This window comes from Paenibacillus sp. ATY16 (genome assembly GCF_003399985.2).
Lineage (GTDB): Bacteria > Bacillota > Bacilli > Paenibacillales > Paenibacillaceae > Pristimantibacillus > Pristimantibacillus glycanilyticus.
Window position 1 is genome coordinate 1 of record NZ_NMOK02000015.1, and the last position, 18,126, is coordinate 18,126.

Below are 18,126 nucleotides of genomic sequence, written 5' to 3' on the forward strand. Positions count from 1 at the left end.
ATTGAGCGATCACCTTTTGAGACGGCCCCTTGATCATAAGGCCAGTCCTTCCTTCCGTATGCGCAGATTCATTCCAATAACTCCGGCAACAATAAGTGCTGAACCGATAAAATGATACCAGGCAACAGGTTCACCGAGGACCCCGGCGCCGGCAGCAATGGAGACAACCGTCGACAAGTTGATGAATACTCCCATTCGCGAGGCTTCGATTCGGGACAGGATGTAGTTTCCCATCAGCGCCGTGGCGACTTGAACCGCTCCGAGGCAAAGAATCAGCATCATGAATGTCATGCTCGCGAGCGGTGCCGCCATTCTGCTCAGCGTTCCGTCCGATACATGGAAGGCAAGGGAGAATACCAGCGATGCGGCAAATCCCGTTCCTACCATGAAATAACTGATTTCCACCGGGCTGAAAGATTTCGACACGGAACGGGCAAGCACGCTGTATCCGGCGAGAGCCGCGCAAGCCAGCAGCAACAGAAGCACGCCCTTCATATTGGAAAAGCCGATGCCGTTGCCCTTCATGATGAATATTAAGGCGACGCCTGACACGGATAGGATAAGGGATAGATTCTGCGGCCGGGACGTCGCTTCTTTCAAAAATACGGAGGCGAGAACCATCGTTGCGAGAGGCGAAAGCGCATTAATAATTCCTCCCTCCGCGGAAGTTGTGTACTGCAGTCCGTACGTTTGCAAGGTAAAAAAACCGAGAGGATACATAATGGACAACATCAGCAATTTGTATAGCGGTTTGCCGCGGTAGTTCAACTTGAACAAGTCGGATGCTGCCATGATGGATAGGATGGCGAACGCTGCGGCGAAGCGAAACGTCAACGTATCGAATGGGCTTGCGTAGTTAAGCGACTTTTTGACGACTAGGAACGACATCCCAATTACGACGGCATTGACGACGGCCAGCAAGTAGGCGAGCTTATCCCCTTTCATCGCTCATCACCTCCAAAGAAAGCAGCTTTCTTAGCGTTTGCCATGCCTGCAGCCAGATATACGGCGGCCGTAAGACCCGACAGTCCTCCGCCAATCACCGCTACATCGTACAGGTTTTCTAGTCCTGCCATTTCAATCCCCCTTGTTGTCTGTCAGTACTTACTGACATTTAGTTTGAAAAAAAAGCTAGGGGGTTAAAGCCCTAGCAAACATTCTGACGCTTTCCTCAATGAAAGGTTCCAGCGCGATATCCGGGTAGTTCCTCCCGGCTTCCAGATCGTTCATAAATGCTCCGTACTGCGACATCATGAACGTAAAAGCCTGCATCCTCGGATCCGTCAAACGCAGTTTCCCTTTCTCGCTCATCGTGTTGAAGTAATTCGTTAGAAACTCGAGCAACTGTAGAGGATGCCTAAGCAATCGTTCTTTAAATCCCGACATCTGAGTTTCGTCCTTAATGCTGATCTTGAGCAATTTACGATTGCGGTTCATAATCTCGTGATATGTCTTGCTGATCGTCAGGAGATCTTTTTCCAGCTCCCATGATAGCTTTTCCGCAAAAATCTTTCTCATCTCTTCGGCGTAATGATACCGTTCGAAGGCGGCTTCAAGTAGCTTCAGCTTGCTGCCGAAGTGCCGGAACAATGTCTTCTCGCTCAGGCCGGCGGCCGTAGCGATCTCTTGCGTGGTAACCCCATTGTAGCCTCTCTCCGAGATGAGATCGATCGCCACTAGCAAGAGTCTTTCGCTACTTCCCAACTTGCTGATATCTATGATGAACACCTCGTCTCCCGTTAATGTCTGTCAGTGGTGACTGGCATCATGTTATCCTATATTTGGATGGCTGTCAACACTCAGTACCCAGGAGCTCAGATCGACGAAATGCAAACAAAGCCGTACCGATTCTTCGGTTCGGCTTTGAAAACCTTTATAACAATTAAAGTCTCACTTGCCATATGCCTCGATCAGCGTCATCGCGGCTTGCACGATTTCAGCCGGCGGAGCGCCGGGGCCAATTAACCGTGCGGTCATGCAGAATCCTTCCATCAGCACGAAGAGCTGCCTCGACAAGACCTCGGGGGACCGAAACTCTGCTTGCCGGCACAAGCTTTCCAATCGCCGAACGATAGATTGCTTGTGACGGCTTACGGCCTGATTCACCATATGGTCAGGGAATGGATATTCGACTGCGGCAGATTGATACAGACAAAAACTCGACTGCGGAGACTTCGAATGCTGGCTTGCGATCGCTTGAAAAAGCGCGAGCAGTTGGCCCCTCGGTTCAGCCTCACCCTCGACCGTCTCCTCGAACCAAGCCCAGTACATCTCGCTGGAGCGTTCCAGAATGGCTACGATCAAGTGATCTTTGGATGGATAATGTTTGTAAAGCGTCATCTTTGTAACGCCAGCTTCACCAGCAATGCGGTCGACGCCGATGGCATGGAAGCCATTCGCGAAAAATAGCTTGCTCCCGGTCAACAGCAATTGCTCTCGTGCGGCAGACTTCCGGTCGTTTGCAACACTCATTATTTTTCACCTCTATAGTTGACAGTATACAGATCGGTATGTATACTGTCAATAAAATCCAAAAGTATACAGACTTGTATGTATACTTTTCTAAGGAGGAGAAGGTATGAAGATAGGATTCATTGGTTCAGGCAATGTCGGGCAAACGTTGGGGCACGTTCTGGTTGAGCAGGGTCATGATGTTAAATTAGGAGCGAGGCAACCGGCCAAGCTGACGAATTGGAAGCAATCTCTTGGGAACAGCGAACTTGCGAGCGTTGGTACGTATCGGGAAGCAGCCGAACATGGTGAACTTGTGATTAACGCTACTCCGGGAGTCGCCTCGCTTGAAGTGCTGCAGTCGATTGGTCAGAAGTCGCTTGCCGGCAAAATTCTCATCGATGTTGCGCTCCCGCTTGAATTCACCAATGGTGAGCTGCGATTGTCAGTCGCCCCTAACGACTCGCTTGGAGAGCAGATCCAGCAAGCCTTCCCGGAGACAAAAGTTGTCAAAACTCTAAATACCGTAACGTCTGCCCTTATGATCAATCCGCTTAATCTGGCGGAGGGACAGCATGATATGTTTATTGGGGGCAATGATACAGAAGCTAAAAATGAGGTTTCGGAGTACCTGCGACAATGGTTCGGCTGGAAGAACATTATTGATCTAGGCGACATCTCGTCCGCGCGCGCAACGGAGGGCCTTCTGCTGCTGACTTCCAGAATATATGGCGCCCTCGGTCACTCGAACTTCAATCTGAAGATCATCCGTTAAGGCCGCTATGGATGGTCAAATGCTAACCTAAGCTGCAGCTGTATTGATTGCACTAAAGTTTTTGCCGTTAGTTCAATCTAAAAGGATTCAATGGCACATGAAAACGAGAGCTTTCGATAATATCTTTTACCGTTTCTGTCGGGTGTTTATGGGTAGTGTTATAGCTAAATTTTTTATTGAAATGTGAACTTTCCATCTTGTTTAATAAAAACAAAGAACGTTCCAAGGAATCAATATCCCCTCGAGAGTTTAGCCGTTCGATTATTTTTTCTTTATCCGCTATCAGCACGACGTATTTTAAAGTCACATTTTTCAAGTCCGATAATTGGTTACAAAACCATTCCAGTTCTTCCTCCACTACAAAATCAATAACGACATTTAAATTATGCAGCAAATAATTCCTGGTTAATGTCAGTATATTATCCCATGTGAGTCGTAAGCGTTCTTCCCACGAAAGTGATAGTTCGTCATTTAACATGCCAAGTAGAATATCCCCTTCAATAAGTACGCATTGCTGAACATTTCGTGCAAGTTCTTTCGAAGTGGTTGATTTGCCAACCCCGAGTGGTCCCGATATCAGATAGAGAATATTTTCATTATGTTTCATTTATTCATTCCCCCATCGTATTAACAATGTGAAGTATTCGTTGATGATCTTCAAGTACATCGGTCCACATATTTCGCCGTGCCTAAGGTATTCGGCGGATTGATTAAACTATCCTGTCTCTATGATTCAATGAAAAACAGCTGCCGTTTTAATCACGGCAGCTGTATTATTTTGTTTATGCTGATGTTCCTCGATAGCGAGCAAAAATAATAAGTACAGCGATGGACTCAGTTCGATTTAATTCGACTCAGTTCCAGAAATATTGCATCTTCCTATACCCAACATCCCATATTTTTTCGTTCCCCTCAATTGTTATCGTGAGCTCGCTCCCCGCTTCGATAGGAATCTCGCACATAGCCGGGAACAGTTCCGGATAACGGCGTTGATCTTCTCCGGAACCGGTCATTACCTCGCTCCCATTGACGGAAACACGAATGCTTCCGGAATCATCCGTTTGATCAGGTATTCCGTAATACAAGGAGAAAATAGACTTCTCCTTAAACGTATAGGTGAACGTTTCTAAATTTTCACCTTCGACGCCGTACATATTATAGCGGGGTTTTACGTTTTGACCGCTAATTATTAAGCTATTCGTTTTTTCTCCCGTTGATGAATTTTCGGAGCTGTCTTTCAATTCGTTTATCGCTACAAAGGGACCTTCTTCTTTGGTGAACGCTTTATCTACAATCCCAAACAATCCCCATACCCCTAATAAAAGAACCATGCAGGAGATGGCAGTCATCACAATATTGCGCCAACCGTTTTTATAGCGAACACCAAGCTTGTATGCCCCAAAACCGACTGCCGCGCCTAATGCGTTATGAATCGCGTCGTTAATATCGAAGCTGCCGAGCAACGTTAGTGCCTGTATGGTTTCCATTAAGAGAATCGACAGGAAGAACACTGTAATGAATCTAACAAAGGTGATCCGATATAACAATGGAATCAATAGGCCGAAAGGAATGAAGGCTGCGAGGTTTCCAAATCCTACAAAATCCATCAAGGTAGGATGTAGAAGATCCGATATACTTGGCAACTTAAAGAAATCGTCCGGTAAAAATATAAAGGTGTAGCCAGTCGTTTGCTCTGCGGCACCTATTCTACCGAAAGCGAGAAATAAAAAATAAAGAATCAAAATAGTATAGAGTACGGTTATGGTAGAAATAATCTTACGGTGTTGTGACATGGTTAACTCCTTTCCATCCTTTACATAGGTCAATAAAAAACATCTCTATTATAAAGACGCAAAAACTTATTGTTTTATAACGTAATCCTCCCTTTTCTTCAACAAAAATGGCAACTGATCATTGATCAGCTGCCGCATCTTTTTCATCCATTCCCGTTTTGTTAGAAATTAAATGGGTAAAGGACGATCCGAGTTTATTATTCAAAGGGGTTAAATCTCTTGTGATATCTTACGTTTTCTGCGAGTAAAATACGTCACTATGCATATGCTTGATTTTGTCCCAGTTACCAGGATTCATCGTGTCTGGAGAGCGGTGCTCCAGAATGGCCTGATATAGTAGGGTTTTTTGTTCCAAATGGGCAACGTGCTGTTTGGCTTCTTCAAGCCTAGCGATTGCCTCCTTTTTATGCTCCATCATGAGTGAATAGCGTTGCGAGAGGGTCGTATCCCCTTCAAGACAGAGATCAACGTACATTTTGATAACTTCAATCGGCATCCCGGATTGCTTGAGGCATTTGATGCCATGCAGCCAGTTGATCGATTCATCATCAAACATCCGAATATTGTTTTTATTACGTTGTACACTTGGAACCAGACCTTTATCCGTGTAAAAACGTACTGCGTGCTCGGTGAGTCCCGTTATTTGAACGGCTTCTTTAACTGTATACACGTGAAATCCCCCTTGAAAAATAAATAGTATAACAGCTTGACTTCGTGTAACACGAAGGTTCTAAGCTTAGTGTAACGCAAACGGGTCGTATCTTGAAACCCCGCTGCAGCGTCCGATTTAGGAAGAGCGCCGTTTGCTGTTATACATTTGAAAACTGGGAGGAATTACAATGCAATCCATAACATTAAACAATGGTGTGAAAATGCCGATCATCGGCTTCGGTGTTTACCAAGTCCCTGATGCTGAAGAATGCGAGAAAGCCGTATATGAAGCGCTGATGGCTGGTTACCGCCTAATCGATACTGCCTCCGGTTATCTGAATGAGGAAGCGGTCGGCCGTGCGATCAAGCGCAGCAATATACCACGTGAGGAGCTGTTCATTACAACCAAGCTTTGGGTTCAGGATGCCAACTACGAGAGTGCCAAGCTGGCATTTGCCAAATCCCTGAAGAAGCTCCAGCTCGACTATCTGGATTTATATCTTATTCACCAGCCTTTCGGCGATTACTATGGAGCTTGGCATGCGATGGAAGAGCTGTACCGTGAAGGCAAAATCAAGGCAATCGGGGTGAGCAATTTCCTGCCTGACCGTTTGATGGACCTTATTGTGCATAACGAAATCGTGCCCGCCGTCAATCAGGTCGAAACGCACCCGTTCTACCACCAGATCGAGAGTGCAGCATTTATGAAAGAGCAGGGAGTACAGCACCAGTCTTGGGCACCTTTGGCTGAAGGACTGAACAACTTGTTTGGGAACGAAGTACTGGTCTCAATTGCTGAAAAACACAACAAGTCCGTCGCTCAAGTCGTGCTTCGTTGGCTTGTTCAGCGTGGAATCATTGTAATCCCGAAGTCGGTAAAAAAAGAACGGATCGTCGAAAACTTTAACATTTTCGATTTTGAATTGAGCACGGACGACATCGAACAAATTTCCACTCTCGATACGCGAAAAAGTCTTTTCTTATCGTACCGTGATCCGGAAGTTGCAAAGATGATGGGGAACTGGAAAGTCGATCTGTAAACTTGATTAAGCGAAAACTCAACATGCATTTATCTTCATCTAGAGGACCGTATTAGTTAAGAAACGTCAGCAGCCGGTCATTATTGACCGGCTGCTGACGTTTCTAATTGAGATATCGTTCACCGATAGCTTAACGCCTCATTTTCTAGTTGCAATGATTAATCCCGTCGACCAGTTAAGTTCGACAATTAAGTAATAATACTTTCCTGGCCAAGTGTCTGCAAAAATAAAATCAAATTTTTTTCCTTTACTTTCTTCAATAAAAACACCACCATCTGCCGTAACAAACTGTACCCGCTCGTCATTAATAACAGATTTTGCAATGTTCTGTATTGATTCGTCCATTTCAACAGATATCAATCGCGATGACATATCCATCCCATCTAATATCCATGTTGTTGAAGCTCCAGCTCCAGTCACCATCTTCTACACATTGCACCTCGAATCACTCAACCTTAGCTAGAACATTACCTTGCATTTCTTTTATGATTTCTAAGAATTGATCAACTTCCTGGGATGGATGTAATGGATATATCAAACCATATGGAATCTCTATATCTAAATCACTAGGGATCGTCACCAAAGATGGATGAATATCTGCCCAGGCCTCCAATGTTAGCATAACCGTATTACTTTCCTCGCAGCGATTAAACACATCAAGATCATAGAGACGCGGAACATCCTTAATTCGTATTTGAGGATGATTCATTATCAGGAAATCACGTATGTCATGAATGATCGCACTCTCGCCGCCGTTCACTATAGCCAATCTTTCCCCATATAAATCTTTGACAGAAAGTGTTTTTCTTGAAGCTAGCCTATGTTGCCGAGATACGGCAAAGCAAACACGGTAACTTCCCAATTTAAGCATACGGTAGTAATCCTTCAAGTTATCTGTAAGAAATGGCCCTGCAATGATATCCAGTGATTGGCCAATCATGCGATAAGTGGTTGGGAGTGTATGTGCGTCATCTTCGAAATGAACGATGTTTATTCCGAATTGCGGGTATAAGTCGCTTATCCCATTCCACAATTCAATCAAAACATTACAGGGGTTAAGCATAGAAGTGCCCACCCGAACCATATGCCGATTGGTCTGTGCGGACTGATGCATACGGATAAGAGATTCTTGGAAATACTGCAGCATAAATTCTGCATCTTTGATAAAAGTTATTCCTGCCTTTGTGAGCCTGACACCGTGATTGGTACGGATAAATAGTGGGACTCCAGCTTGCTTTTCCAACAAATTCATTTGCTTCATCACAGCGGTTGAAGAAATAAAAAGCTTTTCGGCTGCCTTAGAGAAGCTTCCGGACTCCGCCACTTGAACAAAGGTCTTCAGTTGCTCAATCATTCAGGAAGGCCCCTCCTTTTGTATAAACCATAGGTTAATACCATGCTAACTTATTTGAAATTCCGTATCAAGCTACTAAGCCGTAACATTAGAGGTGAACAAAAAAGAAAACAGAAGCTTTAAAAATACTACACACAGGAACGGCATTGGAGGATAATACTATGGAAAAAAAAGTCTGGTTTATTACAGGAGCCTCTCGCGGATTAGGGCGCATCTGGGCAGAGGCCGCACTCTCTCGCGGGGATATGGTTGCCGCGACCGCTCGCACACCGGAAAGCATCATCGACCTTAAGGAACGTTTTGGAGACGCTGTTCTCCCCTTAGCGCTCGATGTAACGGATTCTCGTCAGGTCGAGCATGTCGTTCAGCAGGCTCACGCGCATTTCGGCAGGCTGGACGTCGTCTTAAACAATGCCGGTTATACGCTGGTTGGCACGACTGAGGAGGCTAACGAATCCGACGTCCGCGAACTATTTGACGCCAATTACTTTGGTACGCTTCGTGTCATCCGGGCTGCCCTGCCTCTGCTTCGACTACAGGGCAGCGGGCACATTCTCGGCGTATCAAGCGCCATGGGAATTGTTGCGGCGCCGCTCATTGGCTTCTATTGCGCTTCCAAATGGGCAGTCGAAGCACTGCACGATAGCCTCGCTCAAGAGGTTAAAGGCTTCGGCATTAAGGTCACGTTGCTTGAGCCGGGCGCCTTTGCCACCGACTTTGGAAGCCCCTTGTCCATGAAGACATCACAAGTAATGGAAGTTTACGCTGAACTTCGAAATCGGGTATCCACTCGTTTATCGACCGAAGAACGTGGCGATCCGAAGGCGACGGCCGAAGCGATTCTTCAAATCGTAGACGCCGAGGACCCACCTCTGCGGTTTGCGGTCGGCGCTGGGGTCTTGCCTTTGGTGCGCGAAACCTATGCCGATCGTTTAGCCACTTGGGAGACGTGGGAAGCTGTCTCGAACGGAGCGCAAGGAAAACCGATAAGCCATCGGTAGCATTGGAATTAGCAGAAGGTAAAGAAATAGGGATCAACTTACATGCTTACTATAATGAAAGTTACCCAAGTTATCGAATTCAACTCTTCTGCCCATTAGTTGAGAAACGTCAGCAGCCGGTCATTATTGACCGGCTGCTGTAAGAAACTGAATCGTACCGAGGGGCTTAATGAGTTTCCTATCTTTCAATGATTCCTGAAGTTATCTTCATACTTGGTGCATACGACAGAAAACATCATTGTTAAAAGCTACCGACAAGGAAGATTCCAGCCTGTGTTCTTTTTGCGCTTCTTCAAGGGCAGCACCACGGTCCACCAAATTCTTAATAAACGGCTCTTCTTCCCCCGGATCAGCCCCGAAGCCATCTTCCTTTAGAGAGTTGTAAAGTACACTGTTTTTTTCAAAGTCAGAATTGGGATCTAAAAAATTTACCCTGTCGCTGACTCTGCATTCGATTTGTCTAACCCCTAACTGGCTTAAATAAATAGGCAACTTTATTCCTATATTGCCGTCTTTCCCACTCCGTTGCGCATCCCTTTCATATAACTCCTGGAGGAACCCCAATTGCACTATATCTGATAGTGCATGACCTTCAAGATGATAGCTTGCCATGCTTGAGATCCAATGAGGCTCAAAGCAAATTATTCTGCCTTGATCCACCAAACTATCTATCATTTTTTGTAGTATTGCCTTTGGATTATCCAGATGACTCGAACAGGCTTTTTGATATTCCAAACAGAGCTTATAAGGAAGTTTAAATAATCATCATTGTAATACAACCATCTGGTCTTGCTTAAATAATCAAATTTATCGTTCCAATAGTAATCTTCCATTCGGTTATCTCCTTAGGAGCAATATAAATACAGGGCCTATAGTTAGTTCAATAAGCAAACCCGTATTTTACCTATAATCAAAAAATGTTACCATGCGAGCTAGCGTCATCTTACCTTAAGGTGACTGTATTTTCCCAGCCAATTTTATTAGATATTCCAGATCCAGTGTACCTGGAGAGCCAATGGTGTAGAAATGAGTAGCTGTAATCAAATGCACTTGTTTTCGGCTAGGCGAATCTTCGATTACGGCTGTGCACCCGTTAATCTCCATCACCTTGACATCCTCCGATTTATACCAAGATTTTGTATCCTCAACTGCCGCTTGTACATCCTCGAATTTGTTGTGAGATTGTGTAAATATAACCTCATGCTTATCATCGTTAAGTTGGTAGATAACCAAGATGGTCTCTCCATTAATAGAAGTTTGCCCATACGCATCCACCAATTTAGTAATTTGGAGGGCAGTCGAAGAAGTTTGGGTATGCTGTAGAGGTGGGTCTACTAAATTCAAAGGCAGATGAATCGTATCCTTTACCATGGTTAGGTCTATTCGGTTAGGAGTAGTTGAAAGGCTGGATGTCTCTGTCTCTGGCTTGAGTTGCATAAGTATTTTGGTGCAATCTTCTATGGTCCCATTCGTCGCCGTAACGGTAAAGAAGTGATGCGGGGTAATCAGATGCGCAACCGTCCTGTTTTTTTGTTCAATATACACAACGGTATGACCTTCAACTTCGGTTTTTTCTTTATTGTTTTGTGTATAAGCTTTCGTTAATAACCATTGAATCGTGTCATCTTCGCTCATGGTTGCAGGTGCCTGTGTAATCTTGAAAATCACACCAGTTGGCGTGTTAAAATCTTTCGTTCTTAGTATTAATCCCTCATCCGTATTCTGAGCAAATATCTTCAATTCCTCTGAGTAAGATTGTTCATTCGTTGAACCAGGAAGATTAATCATTTTTGGTATAAAAATCTCATCCTCCGGCACTTTCGATAGATCAACCGCTCCAGGCAATTGATCGCCATCCTTATCCGTTAGTTCTGGCAGTTCTTCTATTTCCTCTGAATTTGCTTGTCCACCTGAGTGCCCGTCTTCTGTTATATTTGTATTCTGCTGAGAAATTGAAGAATGCGTTGCGGTTTCACTTACTGTAAACAAAATCGCCACAACTACAATTAATGATGCCAGACTTGCGAAAGCCGCTTGGTGCAACCTATTCTTCGTACGAATGGTTTCAATTTGCGTTGTGCGCAGCCTGATTTTTTGCATGAGTTCATTATCGAATTTCTGTTCCTTCAGAATATCCCCTTGTAACAACTTATACCAATCAGGATCTGATCGTTTCATAAGAGTAAGCCTCCCCCAATAGCACATTCATTTTCTTACGGGCTTCGAACAATCGGGATCTTACGGTTCCTTCTGGAATGCCTAATACTTGAGCAATTTCCAGAATGGATAGTTGATATTTAGCGTGCAAAATAAGTATTTCTCTCGATTTCACAGGCAACTTAAAGACATACCTCCAAATATCATTTGTCGCTTCCTTATCGAAATAAGATTGCTCTGCTGAAACACTGTACTCAGTCCTATCTATTCTTTCAACAAGAAACACCTTCCGAAAAAAGGCTGCCTTTCGATAGTTATAGCTGATGTTCCGTGTAATCTTGAGCAACCATGTCTTAATTGAAGATTCTCTGCGAAAAGATGTGACATGCCTGAACACCTGCAAGAAAACATCCTGAGTTATATCGTCGGCCATGCTCTGATTCTTGACGATTGAATAAGCAAAATTCCAAACCTCTTGTCCATAATCTTTCATCAGCATATCGAAAGATACTTCATCTAAATTGACCAAATACTTTAGGGACCCTTCCAACAATTCTCATCACCTCAATATATAGACAATCCATATCTTCAATTTGTTCGATTTATTTTAAAAGAGTTTTTGATCCACAAAATTTTATTTTTATATCGCCCTAATACCACATATTTGAGCTATCTTACCTTTGCCCTTTAACTTAATAAAAAAAGGAACAGCTGCCTTTGTGGCATACACTGCTCCTGAATGGCTTACTCAAAATTTTCTTAATAGTTGGTTTGTATAAAATTATGTAATCTTACAAAATCAATTAGGAATAGTAATTTCTAATTTTTTATCTTCCTGCTCTTCTCCTTTAAGAGTAATAGAGACTTTGTCTTCTGTTACCCAATTAATTTCAAAATTTTCGGCATGAAGACTTTTCCCGTCGTTGATAATTCTCTCCTCGATATAAGGGCGAATATGTCCAACTTTCCCATAGTGTATTCGTATCGGTGCATTCGAAAAAAAGGCATTCTGACCTCGAACTCTAATTTCGATTTGATTTATTTTGTTAGGAGAGTTTTGCGTTAGAATTATTTTTTCTGCATAAAAAATTTGATAGTATCCGTAGCACAAAAAAGCAATTGATATAGATAAAATACAAAGGACAATGACCAAAGCGCGGTAGGTTCTTTTTTGTTCTTCTTTTCGATCTGGCATATAATTTGATCCCACCATCACTATAATTTTTTATTTCTTTCGTATGCTGAATATAGCACTTAAACAAAACAGATTAAATATCTAGACCTTTCGAACACTATGTTAGTTTTATTAAAAGGAAAACTTTTTAAAATATACATCTATAGTATCATAAGTTTCCTTTTAAAACTTATTCCACCTCAGTTTATTTATTTGGTATAATATGTAATTGTCTGTAAAGATATGAGGCACTTCAATACTAAGGATAAGAGATAAATGAAAATAGGGATTGGTGAGTTTTTAATGTCAAATACTGATAATGAAAAAAGCAATCTTCGACGAAATTTCCCCTTTCGGTTAAATGTCTTTTTCTTTATAGTTTTTGTTTTGTTTAGTATTCTTATTATTAAACTAGCAATTTTACAATTTGTAGAAGGCCCTACTCTTAGTGAGAACGGGAATAAAAAAGGAACTCGTAATGTCCTTACTGCACCAATTCGCGGGAATATCTTTGATTCTACTGGTAAACCGATTACATATTCTACTTCAACACAATCTCTATACTTTTCAATTTCTCCTAATTTTAAAAAAAAGTGATGCTAATGACTTAGCGACTAGACTATACGATGTTTTCACTACACTAGGAGATAAGAGCCATGTATTGTCAGTTGCAGATATCACTCGTCAAATGGATTTGGATTTTAAAATTAATACCATCTCTACTCCAAGAAGGATTAAAACCAATCTCACAAATACAGAAATAGCCTATTTTATGGAGCATCGTAGTTTATTTCCTGGTATCGATATTGTTGAGGAAAGTATTAGAAATTATTCGAAGGATTCTGTTGCTGTTCAATTGGTTGGTTATGTTAAGAAATATAAAGGCGTAAGTCAATCAATGGAGAAATATAAAGATGTGAATAAAGATAACGATGACCCCTCTACTCAGTATTTAGATAATGAGGAGGTTGGTGTTGACGGATTAGAGTTCATGTACGAAGATTACCTTCGCGGTAAAAATGGTGTCAAACAATACCCAGTAAACAATGCCGGACAAATTATCGGGCCGGTTCAAATAACAAATCCCCAAAAGGGCAATGATCTATATTTGACAATAAATCAAAATGTCCAGCTAGCAACAGAACGGGCAATTACTGAACAAATCAATAAAATAAGGACATCTACAAATAGTGCTGAACGCGCTCCAAATGCAAAAATAGGATTCGCAGTAGCCATGGAAGTTCAAACTGGTAAAGTTATTGCTATGGCCTCTATGCCTGATTATGATCCGAATATTTGGTCTGGAGGTTCTATAAGTAACTATGACTATAAAAATTTAATGTGGGTAATGAATAACGGTACGATTCGTCAGGTTTACCCTCAATATTCCGATCAAGAACTTAAGAAACATCCGTCTTCATTGGTTCCACCGGGCTCAACTATGAAGCCCCTTTCCGTATTAATCGGGCTAAATGAGAATTTATTTACAATAAACTCTACATATTCAGATACTGGTTCCTTCTCATTTGGTAAAAAGGGACATGAAACGTATGTAAGAAATGCATCGGGACATGTCTACGGTCTTTTAGATCCATCAAGGGCAATAGCCAAATCATCAAATCCATTCATGGCAGCAATGGTTGGAAATCAACTTTATATAAAAGATGGAAAAAAGGGCCTCGATATTTGGGATAACTATATGCAACTGTTTGGGCTAGGTGTTTTAACTGGTAGCGGGCTTTTAGGAGAACAAGCCGGCATTAAAGAATACTACAATGAATACAAAAGCTCCGGAAGCGCCCAGTCTCCTCTCGTCTATGCCTCATTTGGTCAACAAGGTAGATATACTACCCTACAATTGGTTTAATATGTTGCAACTCTTGCATCACGAGGAAATCGTATTAAACCACAATTTGTTGAGTAGATAGTAAGTTCAAGTGGATCACCTATACAAACATTCAAACCAGAAGTAATGAATACTATAGATCTTCCAGATAAATATTGGGATGAAATTGAATCAGGTATGCGTCAAGTCAGTGTTCAAGGATTTGAAGGCTTCAAATATAATTTCTTACGTAAAACAGGAACTTCACAACAACAAGTTGGGGGCAAAACTATTGATAACGGTGTATTTATCGCATCTGCGCCCGCTGAAAACCCTAAGTTAGCTGTAGCAGTTGTTATTCCTGAGGGTGGATTTGGAGGTTGGAGTGCTGCACCAATTGCTCGAAAAATTTTTGAAGCTTATGATGAAGAGATTGGACTTTCGGAATAATCCATTTTACCTTTTACTCAAAATAGCAGCACCACATATATGTAAACACAGGCGGTTATTATCAAAATTACAACGTTCCCCGTGCAATTGGGCATAAAATTGAGTAGTTGATGCTTTTTCATGTCCTAAATAAAATATGATGAATTCCGGTATATTCTTTATTTCGTGCTGATCAAGTGGTTCAGCTCATACATAACATGGTGATAAAGGAAGGTGATAATCATCATGCGAGTGATCATTACTTTAGCATGTACGGAATGCGGTGCCCGTAATTACACGACAATGAAAAACAAGAAAAATAATCCGAGCCGCCTGGAGCTTAGCAAATATTGTCCTTCTCATAAAAAGATGACGCTTCATCGAGAGACAAGGTAAGTAAGGAAGGGAGCATATCCCTCCGATAGTCGCTTAATCAGAATTTGCGTCCTGCTCGCATCAGCATTGCGATCATCTCTTCACTCTCGGGTCGATCTTGGTTGTTCGCTTGTCGCTTATGTATAGAAGTTCTTGTCTTGAGCAGACGACAAGGACTTCTATGCAAAAAATAAAAAAGCCGCAGTTTATGCAACTTCCGTTGTAATCACTAACCTCGTAAATGAAATCCTTTATCCATTATCCGTGAGATTCAGATATTTTCTTACCTTCTCGACATTCTTTCCATTACCCGCTCCCGCAAGCGAATAGTTCCAAACTTTATCGCCAAAGTAATTATTAAAGGCAATATCTAAATCATTTAGGATACGGTACGCATACTGAATAGCTTTCAGATCTTCACGCATGACACCGAACTTGAGAAGGTTTTGAGCACTTTGTAAATCCTCTCTTAAAAAGCGACTTGAAAGCGGCGGAACGCCATCCAATTTGACCACGGCCTCCTTTAACTGTTCCTTATAAGAACCCGTGAATTGAAAATCCTCATCGGCCCCCCAGCCGAGTAAATCATCTAATATCCCATGAACTTCAGCGATAGTTGCTTTAACCTCTACCGGCACCTCATTTAACATAGGTTTACTTTCAGCTATGATGACTACCCCATCATTCCCATAGTAGGTGCGTTTGGTGTACTGGACGCATAAAACAACGGATACAACAACAATAGCAATAACGGCCAATTCCCCTAGTTTAGACAACTTCACATTCTATCACCACCCTAATATGTTTCATCGTTTCTAAATAGATTTAATCCACATTTTACCACGATTAACGTAAGGCTTAAATAAGGTGGTTTCTGTTTAAATATATCGCGACGAGTTCATCCTTCTTCTGTGGACATTGCGAATTAGACGAGGCAGAGCGTTATACAGCCCAATAGCTTATCGACAAAAAGAGCAGCTGCCGCGGCGGCAAACTGCTCCTGGATTATCGCGTTAGTTCAGCGATCAAAGTGAGTCTTCTTATACGGTGTTTCCGCTGCCTGCGGCCGTCAACGAAAACAAACTCGTCTATGGCGTCAATCTGCATGCGTCCCCGACTTTTCTCCTGTAAGCGCATTCATTCCGGCCGAGAGGACCTCAAGGATCCGGTCCACATCATAGACGCAGCCCTTCCAGGTGCCTCCGCTTACAGCCTGAAGCGCAGCCCACAGCCGGGTATCATCGGGCAGTGCAGGATCCTCAGCCAGTTCGGGATGCTGCGGCCTGGAGGCAAGTATCAAGCTTCCCGCCAACTCGGTCTCCGGCTTATCGCCGCAGCCGACCATATGGACGGTGCCGTCCAGCCGGCGAGTATCAATCCGGATATCGATCCAGTCGCCCGTGCGCAGCCGACCTACTGGCCCTCCGGCGAGAGCCTCCGGTCCGATATGCCCGATACAGGCTCCGGTGGATACGCCTGAGAACCTGGCATCGGTGAGCAGAGATACCTGTTTGCCGTAAGGCAGATGCTTCAGAGCCGATGTCAGCTGGTATGTTTCTTCCATACCCGTACCGGAAGGCCCGCGGCCGATCAGGACCAGCACGTCTCCTGCTGCGATCCCGCCCGTCTTGATGGCGCGGATGGCCGAACGCTCGGTTGTGAATACCTTGGCTCGCCCGACATGTCGGAAAATGCCGTTACTGTCGATGACAGCCGGGTCAATGGCCGTCGATTTGATGACCGCCCCTTCCGGCGCCAGATTGCCGGTCGGAAACGTCACCGTTGAGGTTAGTCCCGCCTCTTTGGCTCGCTCCGGGCTGTAGATGACACTGTCCGGGTCGATCCCGTCCTGCTCCAGCAGATAGCTGCGCATCTGGCGGCGGCGTTCCGAGCCCTCCCACCAATCGAGCACTTCGCCCAGCGTTGATCCAGTCACAGTGAGTACCCGGTCGTCGATGACTCCGAGCCGTCTCAGATGAAGCATGACCTCCGGAACGCCGCCTGCTAGAAACACGCGGACGGTCGGATGGGGGATCGGTCCGTTCGGCAATACGCTGACAAGTCGCGGAACACTGCGGTTAATCTCGGTCCAGTCGCCTGCGTCTGGTATTGACAGACCTGCGGCGTGCGCGATCGCCGGGATATGGAGAAGCAGATTCGTAGAGCCGCCGAATGCGGCGTGAACCGCCATCGCATTCCGGATAGCGGCATCCGTCAGCACATGGGCTGATGTAATGCCCTGCTCCGCCATAGAAACCGCAGCTCGCGCGGATTGGCGCGCCATCTCTTCCCATACGGGTTGGCCGGAAGGTGCGAGTGCTGCATGGGGCACCGTCAAACCAAGAGCCTCTGCGACGACCTGCGCCGTTCCCGCGGTTCCGAGGAATTGGCAGCCGCCGCCCGGCGTCGCACAGGCGCGGCAGCCGAGGTCCGCCGCTTCCTCCAAACTGAGTTCCCCGTGGGCATACCGGGCGCCAATCGTCTGGATCTTGCCCGCATCCTCCCCGGATGTCGGAGGCAGCGTTACGCCGCCGGGTACGATGATTACGGGAAGATCGCGCATGCTGGACAGCGCCTGCATCATGGCCGGCAGTCCCTTGTCGCAGGTCGCCACCCCGATGACGGCGGAACGGGTAGGCAGCGAGCGCACCAGCCTCCGAACCACGATCGCCGCATCGTTACGGTAAGGCAGCGAATCAAACATCCCCGTCGTTCCTTGGCTGCGCCCGTCGCACGGATCGCTGACATAGCCGGCGAACGGGATGTGGCCGGCACGGGTCAGCTCGTCAGCGGCTGCCTTCATAAGCATCCCAATTTCCCAATGCCCGGTGTGATAGCCCAGCGCCGCCGGGCTTCCGTCCTCGTTCCGGATACCGCCCATCGTCCCCATGATCAGCACCTGTTTCCCGCCAAGCCGGCTTGGGCTCCAGCCCATGCCGACATTTTGCGTCAGTCCGAACAGATCGCCGCTTGGCGCATGAAGCAATAATTCTGGCGTCAGCGGGAGCTTGCCCGCAGGCCCAGGCGCATGTGTCTTCACGGAGAAGAAGGTCCCGTCGTCTTCGCCCATTATGGTTCTTATCTGCTCATTCATCCCGAAT

General features: G+C 44.7%; 19 protein-coding genes and 2 pseudogenes. 6 read left to right on the plus strand and 15 right to left on the minus strand.

What is annotated here, in order from left to right; translation table 11 throughout:
* Positions 1-33: 33 nt before the first annotated feature.
* From CFI03_RS08425 to CFI03_RS08435, 4 genes are all read right to left on the minus strand, one after another.
* Positions 34-945: a DMT family transporter gene (locus CFI03_RS08425; protein WP_248756988.1), complete on the minus strand. Its 912-nt coding sequence runs from the start codon at positions 943-945 to the stop codon at positions 34-36.
* A complete protein-coding gene (locus tag CFI03_RS31025; protein WP_283094465.1) occupies positions 942-1,076 on the minus strand; it encodes a hypothetical protein in 135 nt (44 codons plus the stop codon). Before CFI03_RS31025 ends, CFI03_RS08425 begins: the two co-directional genes overlap by 4 nt.
* 55 nt (positions 1,077-1,131) lie before the next feature.
* Positions 1,132-1,719: a TetR/AcrR family transcriptional regulator gene (locus tag CFI03_RS08430; RefSeq protein ID WP_248757292.1), complete on the minus strand. Its 588-nt coding sequence runs from the start codon at positions 1,717-1,719 to the stop codon at positions 1,132-1,134.
* A 171-nt stretch (positions 1,720-1,890) separates the two neighbouring features.
* Positions 1,891-2,472 (minus strand): TetR/AcrR family transcriptional regulator, encoded by a 582-nt coding sequence (locus tag CFI03_RS08435; RefSeq protein WP_248756989.1) that lies wholly within the window; start codon positions 2,470-2,472, stop codon positions 1,891-1,893.
* A 106-nt stretch (positions 2,473-2,578) separates the two neighbouring features.
* Here CFI03_RS08435 and CFI03_RS08440 point away from each other — a divergent pair, with 106 nt between their 5' ends.
* Positions 2,579-3,226, plus strand: coding sequence for an NADPH-dependent F420 reductase (locus tag CFI03_RS08440; RefSeq protein WP_248756990.1), 648 nt, complete (start codon positions 2,579-2,581; stop codon positions 3,224-3,226).
* 67 nt (positions 3,227-3,293) lie between these two features.
* Here the strand turns inward: CFI03_RS08440 and CFI03_RS08445 are convergent, their stop codons facing one another.
* From CFI03_RS08445 to CFI03_RS08455, 3 genes are all read right to left on the minus strand, one after another.
* Complete coding sequence (locus tag CFI03_RS08445) at positions 3,294-3,833, minus strand: P-loop nucleotide/nucleoside kinase family protein (RefSeq protein WP_248756991.1); 540 nt, start codon at positions 3,831-3,833, stop codon at positions 3,294-3,296.
* Positions 3,834-4,080: 247 nt separating this feature from the next.
* Positions 4,081-5,019, minus strand: a complete 939-nt coding sequence (locus CFI03_RS08450; RefSeq protein WP_248756992.1) for a VanZ family protein — start codon at positions 5,017-5,019, stop codon at positions 4,081-4,083.
* A gap of 229 nt (positions 5,020-5,248) precedes the next feature.
* Entirely contained in the window at positions 5,249-5,689 is a 441-nt protein-coding gene (locus tag CFI03_RS08455; RefSeq protein ID WP_127493861.1) for a MerR family transcriptional regulator, read from the minus strand.
* 169 nt (positions 5,690-5,858) lie between these two features.
* Here CFI03_RS08455 and CFI03_RS08460 point away from each other — a divergent pair, with 169 nt between their 5' ends.
* Positions 5,859-6,710 carry an aldo/keto reductase gene (locus CFI03_RS08460; protein WP_248756993.1) on the plus strand — a complete coding sequence of 284 codons (852 nt, stop codon included), beginning with the start codon at positions 5,859-5,861 and terminating at the stop codon, positions 6,708-6,710.
* 138 nt (positions 6,711-6,848) lie between these two features.
* On the opposite strand, the gene CFI03_RS08465 is transcribed toward CFI03_RS08460, so the two are convergent.
* Both CFI03_RS08465 and CFI03_RS08470 read right to left on the minus strand, forming a co-directional pair.
* Positions 6,849-7,133 (minus strand): O-methyltransferase, encoded by a 285-nt coding sequence (locus CFI03_RS08465; RefSeq protein WP_248756994.1) that lies wholly within the window; start codon positions 7,131-7,133, stop codon positions 6,849-6,851.
* A 22-nt stretch (positions 7,134-7,155) separates the two neighbouring features.
* Entirely contained in the window at positions 7,156-8,064 is a 909-nt protein-coding gene (locus CFI03_RS08470) for a LysR family transcriptional regulator (protein ID WP_248756995.1), read from the minus strand.
* A gap of 161 nt (positions 8,065-8,225) precedes the next feature.
* On the opposite strand from CFI03_RS08470, the gene CFI03_RS08475 reads away from it, so the two are divergent.
* Positions 8,226-9,065, plus strand: coding sequence for an SDR family NAD(P)-dependent oxidoreductase (locus CFI03_RS08475; RefSeq protein WP_248756996.1), 840 nt, complete (start codon positions 8,226-8,228; stop codon positions 9,063-9,065).
* Positions 9,066-9,243: 178 nt separating this feature from the next.
* Here the strand turns inward: CFI03_RS08475 and CFI03_RS08480 are convergent.
* The 4 genes and pseudogenes from CFI03_RS08480 to CFI03_RS08495 form a co-directional block, all read right to left on the minus strand.
* Positions 9,244-9,898, minus strand: a pseudogene (locus tag CFI03_RS08480) (class I SAM-dependent methyltransferase).
* 115 nt (positions 9,899-10,013) lie between these two features.
* Positions 10,014-11,243: a hypothetical protein gene (locus CFI03_RS08485; RefSeq protein WP_248756997.1), complete on the minus strand. Its 1,230-nt coding sequence runs from the start codon at positions 11,241-11,243 to the stop codon at positions 10,014-10,016.
* Positions 11,224-11,721, minus strand: coding sequence for an RNA polymerase sigma factor (locus CFI03_RS08490; RefSeq protein ID WP_248757293.1), 498 nt, complete (start codon positions 11,719-11,721; stop codon positions 11,224-11,226). Before CFI03_RS08490 ends, CFI03_RS08485 begins: the two co-directional genes overlap by 20 nt.
* A gap of 300 nt (positions 11,722-12,021) precedes the next feature.
* The gene (locus tag CFI03_RS08495) at positions 12,022-12,417 is read right to left on the minus strand and encodes a hypothetical protein (protein WP_248756998.1); all 396 of its coding nucleotides are present in this window, start codon (positions 12,415-12,417) and stop codon (positions 12,022-12,024) included.
* Positions 12,418-12,672: 255 nt separating this feature from the next.
* On the opposite strand from CFI03_RS08495, the gene CFI03_RS31305 reads away from it, so the two are divergent.
* The 3 genes and pseudogenes from CFI03_RS31305 (at position 12,673) to rpmG (ending at position 15,046) form a co-directional block, all read left to right on the plus strand.
* On the plus strand, positions 12,673-12,993 hold the full coding sequence (locus CFI03_RS31305; protein WP_349292469.1) for a hypothetical protein: 321 nt from the start codon (positions 12,673-12,675) through the stop codon (positions 12,991-12,993).
* Positions 12,875-14,671, plus strand: a pseudogene (locus CFI03_RS08500) (peptidoglycan D,D-transpeptidase FtsI family protein). Before CFI03_RS31305 ends, CFI03_RS08500 begins: the two are co-directional and overlap by 119 nt.
* 225 nt (positions 14,672-14,896) lie before the next feature.
* Positions 14,897-15,046 (plus strand): 50S ribosomal protein L33, encoded by a 150-nt coding sequence (gene rpmG / locus CFI03_RS08505; protein WP_015844858.1) that lies wholly within the window; start codon positions 14,897-14,899, stop codon positions 15,044-15,046.
* 230 nt (positions 15,047-15,276) lie between these two features.
* Here the strand turns inward: rpmG and CFI03_RS08510 are convergent, their stop codons facing one another.
* Together CFI03_RS08510 and CFI03_RS08515 are read right to left on the minus strand one after the other, a co-directional pair.
* Entirely contained in the window at positions 15,277-15,807 is a 531-nt protein-coding gene (locus CFI03_RS08510) for a hypothetical protein (RefSeq protein WP_248756999.1), read from the minus strand.
* 314 nt (positions 15,808-16,121) lie between these two features.
* Positions 16,122-18,119 (minus strand): YjhG/YagF family D-xylonate dehydratase, encoded by a 1,998-nt coding sequence (locus CFI03_RS08515; protein ID WP_248757000.1) that lies wholly within the window; start codon positions 18,117-18,119, stop codon positions 16,122-16,124.
* Positions 18,120-18,126 lie beyond the last annotated feature (7 nt).

Bases quoted from the DNA above. Each gene is read 5' to 3' on its own strand.
- rpmG (WP_015844858.1), top strand. From the start codon at position 14,897: ATGCGAGTGATCATTACTTTAGCATGTACGGAATGCGGTGCCCGTAAT.
- CFI03_RS08425 (WP_248756988.1), bottom strand. From the start codon at position 945: ATGAAAGGGGATAAGCTCGCCTACTTGCTGGCCGTCGTCAATGCCGTC.
- CFI03_RS08465 (WP_248756994.1), bottom strand. From the start codon at position 7,133: ATGGTGACTGGAGCTGGAGCTTCAACAACATGGATATTAGATGGGATG.
- CFI03_RS08490 (WP_248757293.1), bottom strand. From the start codon at position 11,721: ATGCTGATGAAAGATTATGGACAAGAGGTTTGGAATTTTGCTTATTCA.
- CFI03_RS08515 (WP_248757000.1), bottom strand. From the start codon at position 18,119: ATGAATGAGCAGATAAGAACCATAATGGGCGAAGACGACGGGACCTTC.
- CFI03_RS31025 (WP_283094465.1), bottom strand. From the start codon at position 1,076: ATGGCAGGACTAGAAAACCTGTACGATGTAGCGGTGATTGGCGGAGGA.
- CFI03_RS08445 (WP_248756991.1), bottom strand. From the start codon at position 3,833: ATGAAACATAATGAAAATATTCTCTATCTGATATCGGGACCACTCGGG.
- CFI03_RS08475 (WP_248756996.1), top strand. From the start codon at position 8,226: ATGGAAAAAAAAGTCTGGTTTATTACAGGAGCCTCTCGCGGATTAGGG.
- CFI03_RS08495 (WP_248756998.1), bottom strand. From the start codon at position 12,417: ATGCCAGATCGAAAAGAAGAACAAAAAAGAACCTACCGCGCTTTGGTC.
- CFI03_RS08460 (WP_248756993.1), top strand. From the start codon at position 5,859: ATGCAATCCATAACATTAAACAATGGTGTGAAAATGCCGATCATCGGC.
- CFI03_RS08435 (WP_248756989.1), bottom strand. From the start codon at position 2,472: ATGAGTGTTGCAAACGACCGGAAGTCTGCCGCACGAGAGCAATTGCTG.
- CFI03_RS31305 (WP_349292469.1), top strand. From the start codon at position 12,673: ATGAAAATAGGGATTGGTGAGTTTTTAATGTCAAATACTGATAATGAA.
- CFI03_RS08485 (WP_248756997.1), bottom strand. From the start codon at position 11,243: ATGAAACGATCAGATCCTGATTGGTATAAGTTGTTACAAGGGGATATT.
- CFI03_RS08440 (WP_248756990.1), top strand. From the start codon at position 2,579: ATGAAGATAGGATTCATTGGTTCAGGCAATGTCGGGCAAACGTTGGGG.
- CFI03_RS08470 (WP_248756995.1), bottom strand. From the start codon at position 8,064: ATGATTGAGCAACTGAAGACCTTTGTTCAAGTGGCGGAGTCCGGAAGC.
- CFI03_RS08450 (WP_248756992.1), bottom strand. From the start codon at position 5,019: ATGTCACAACACCGTAAGATTATTTCTACCATAACCGTACTCTATACT.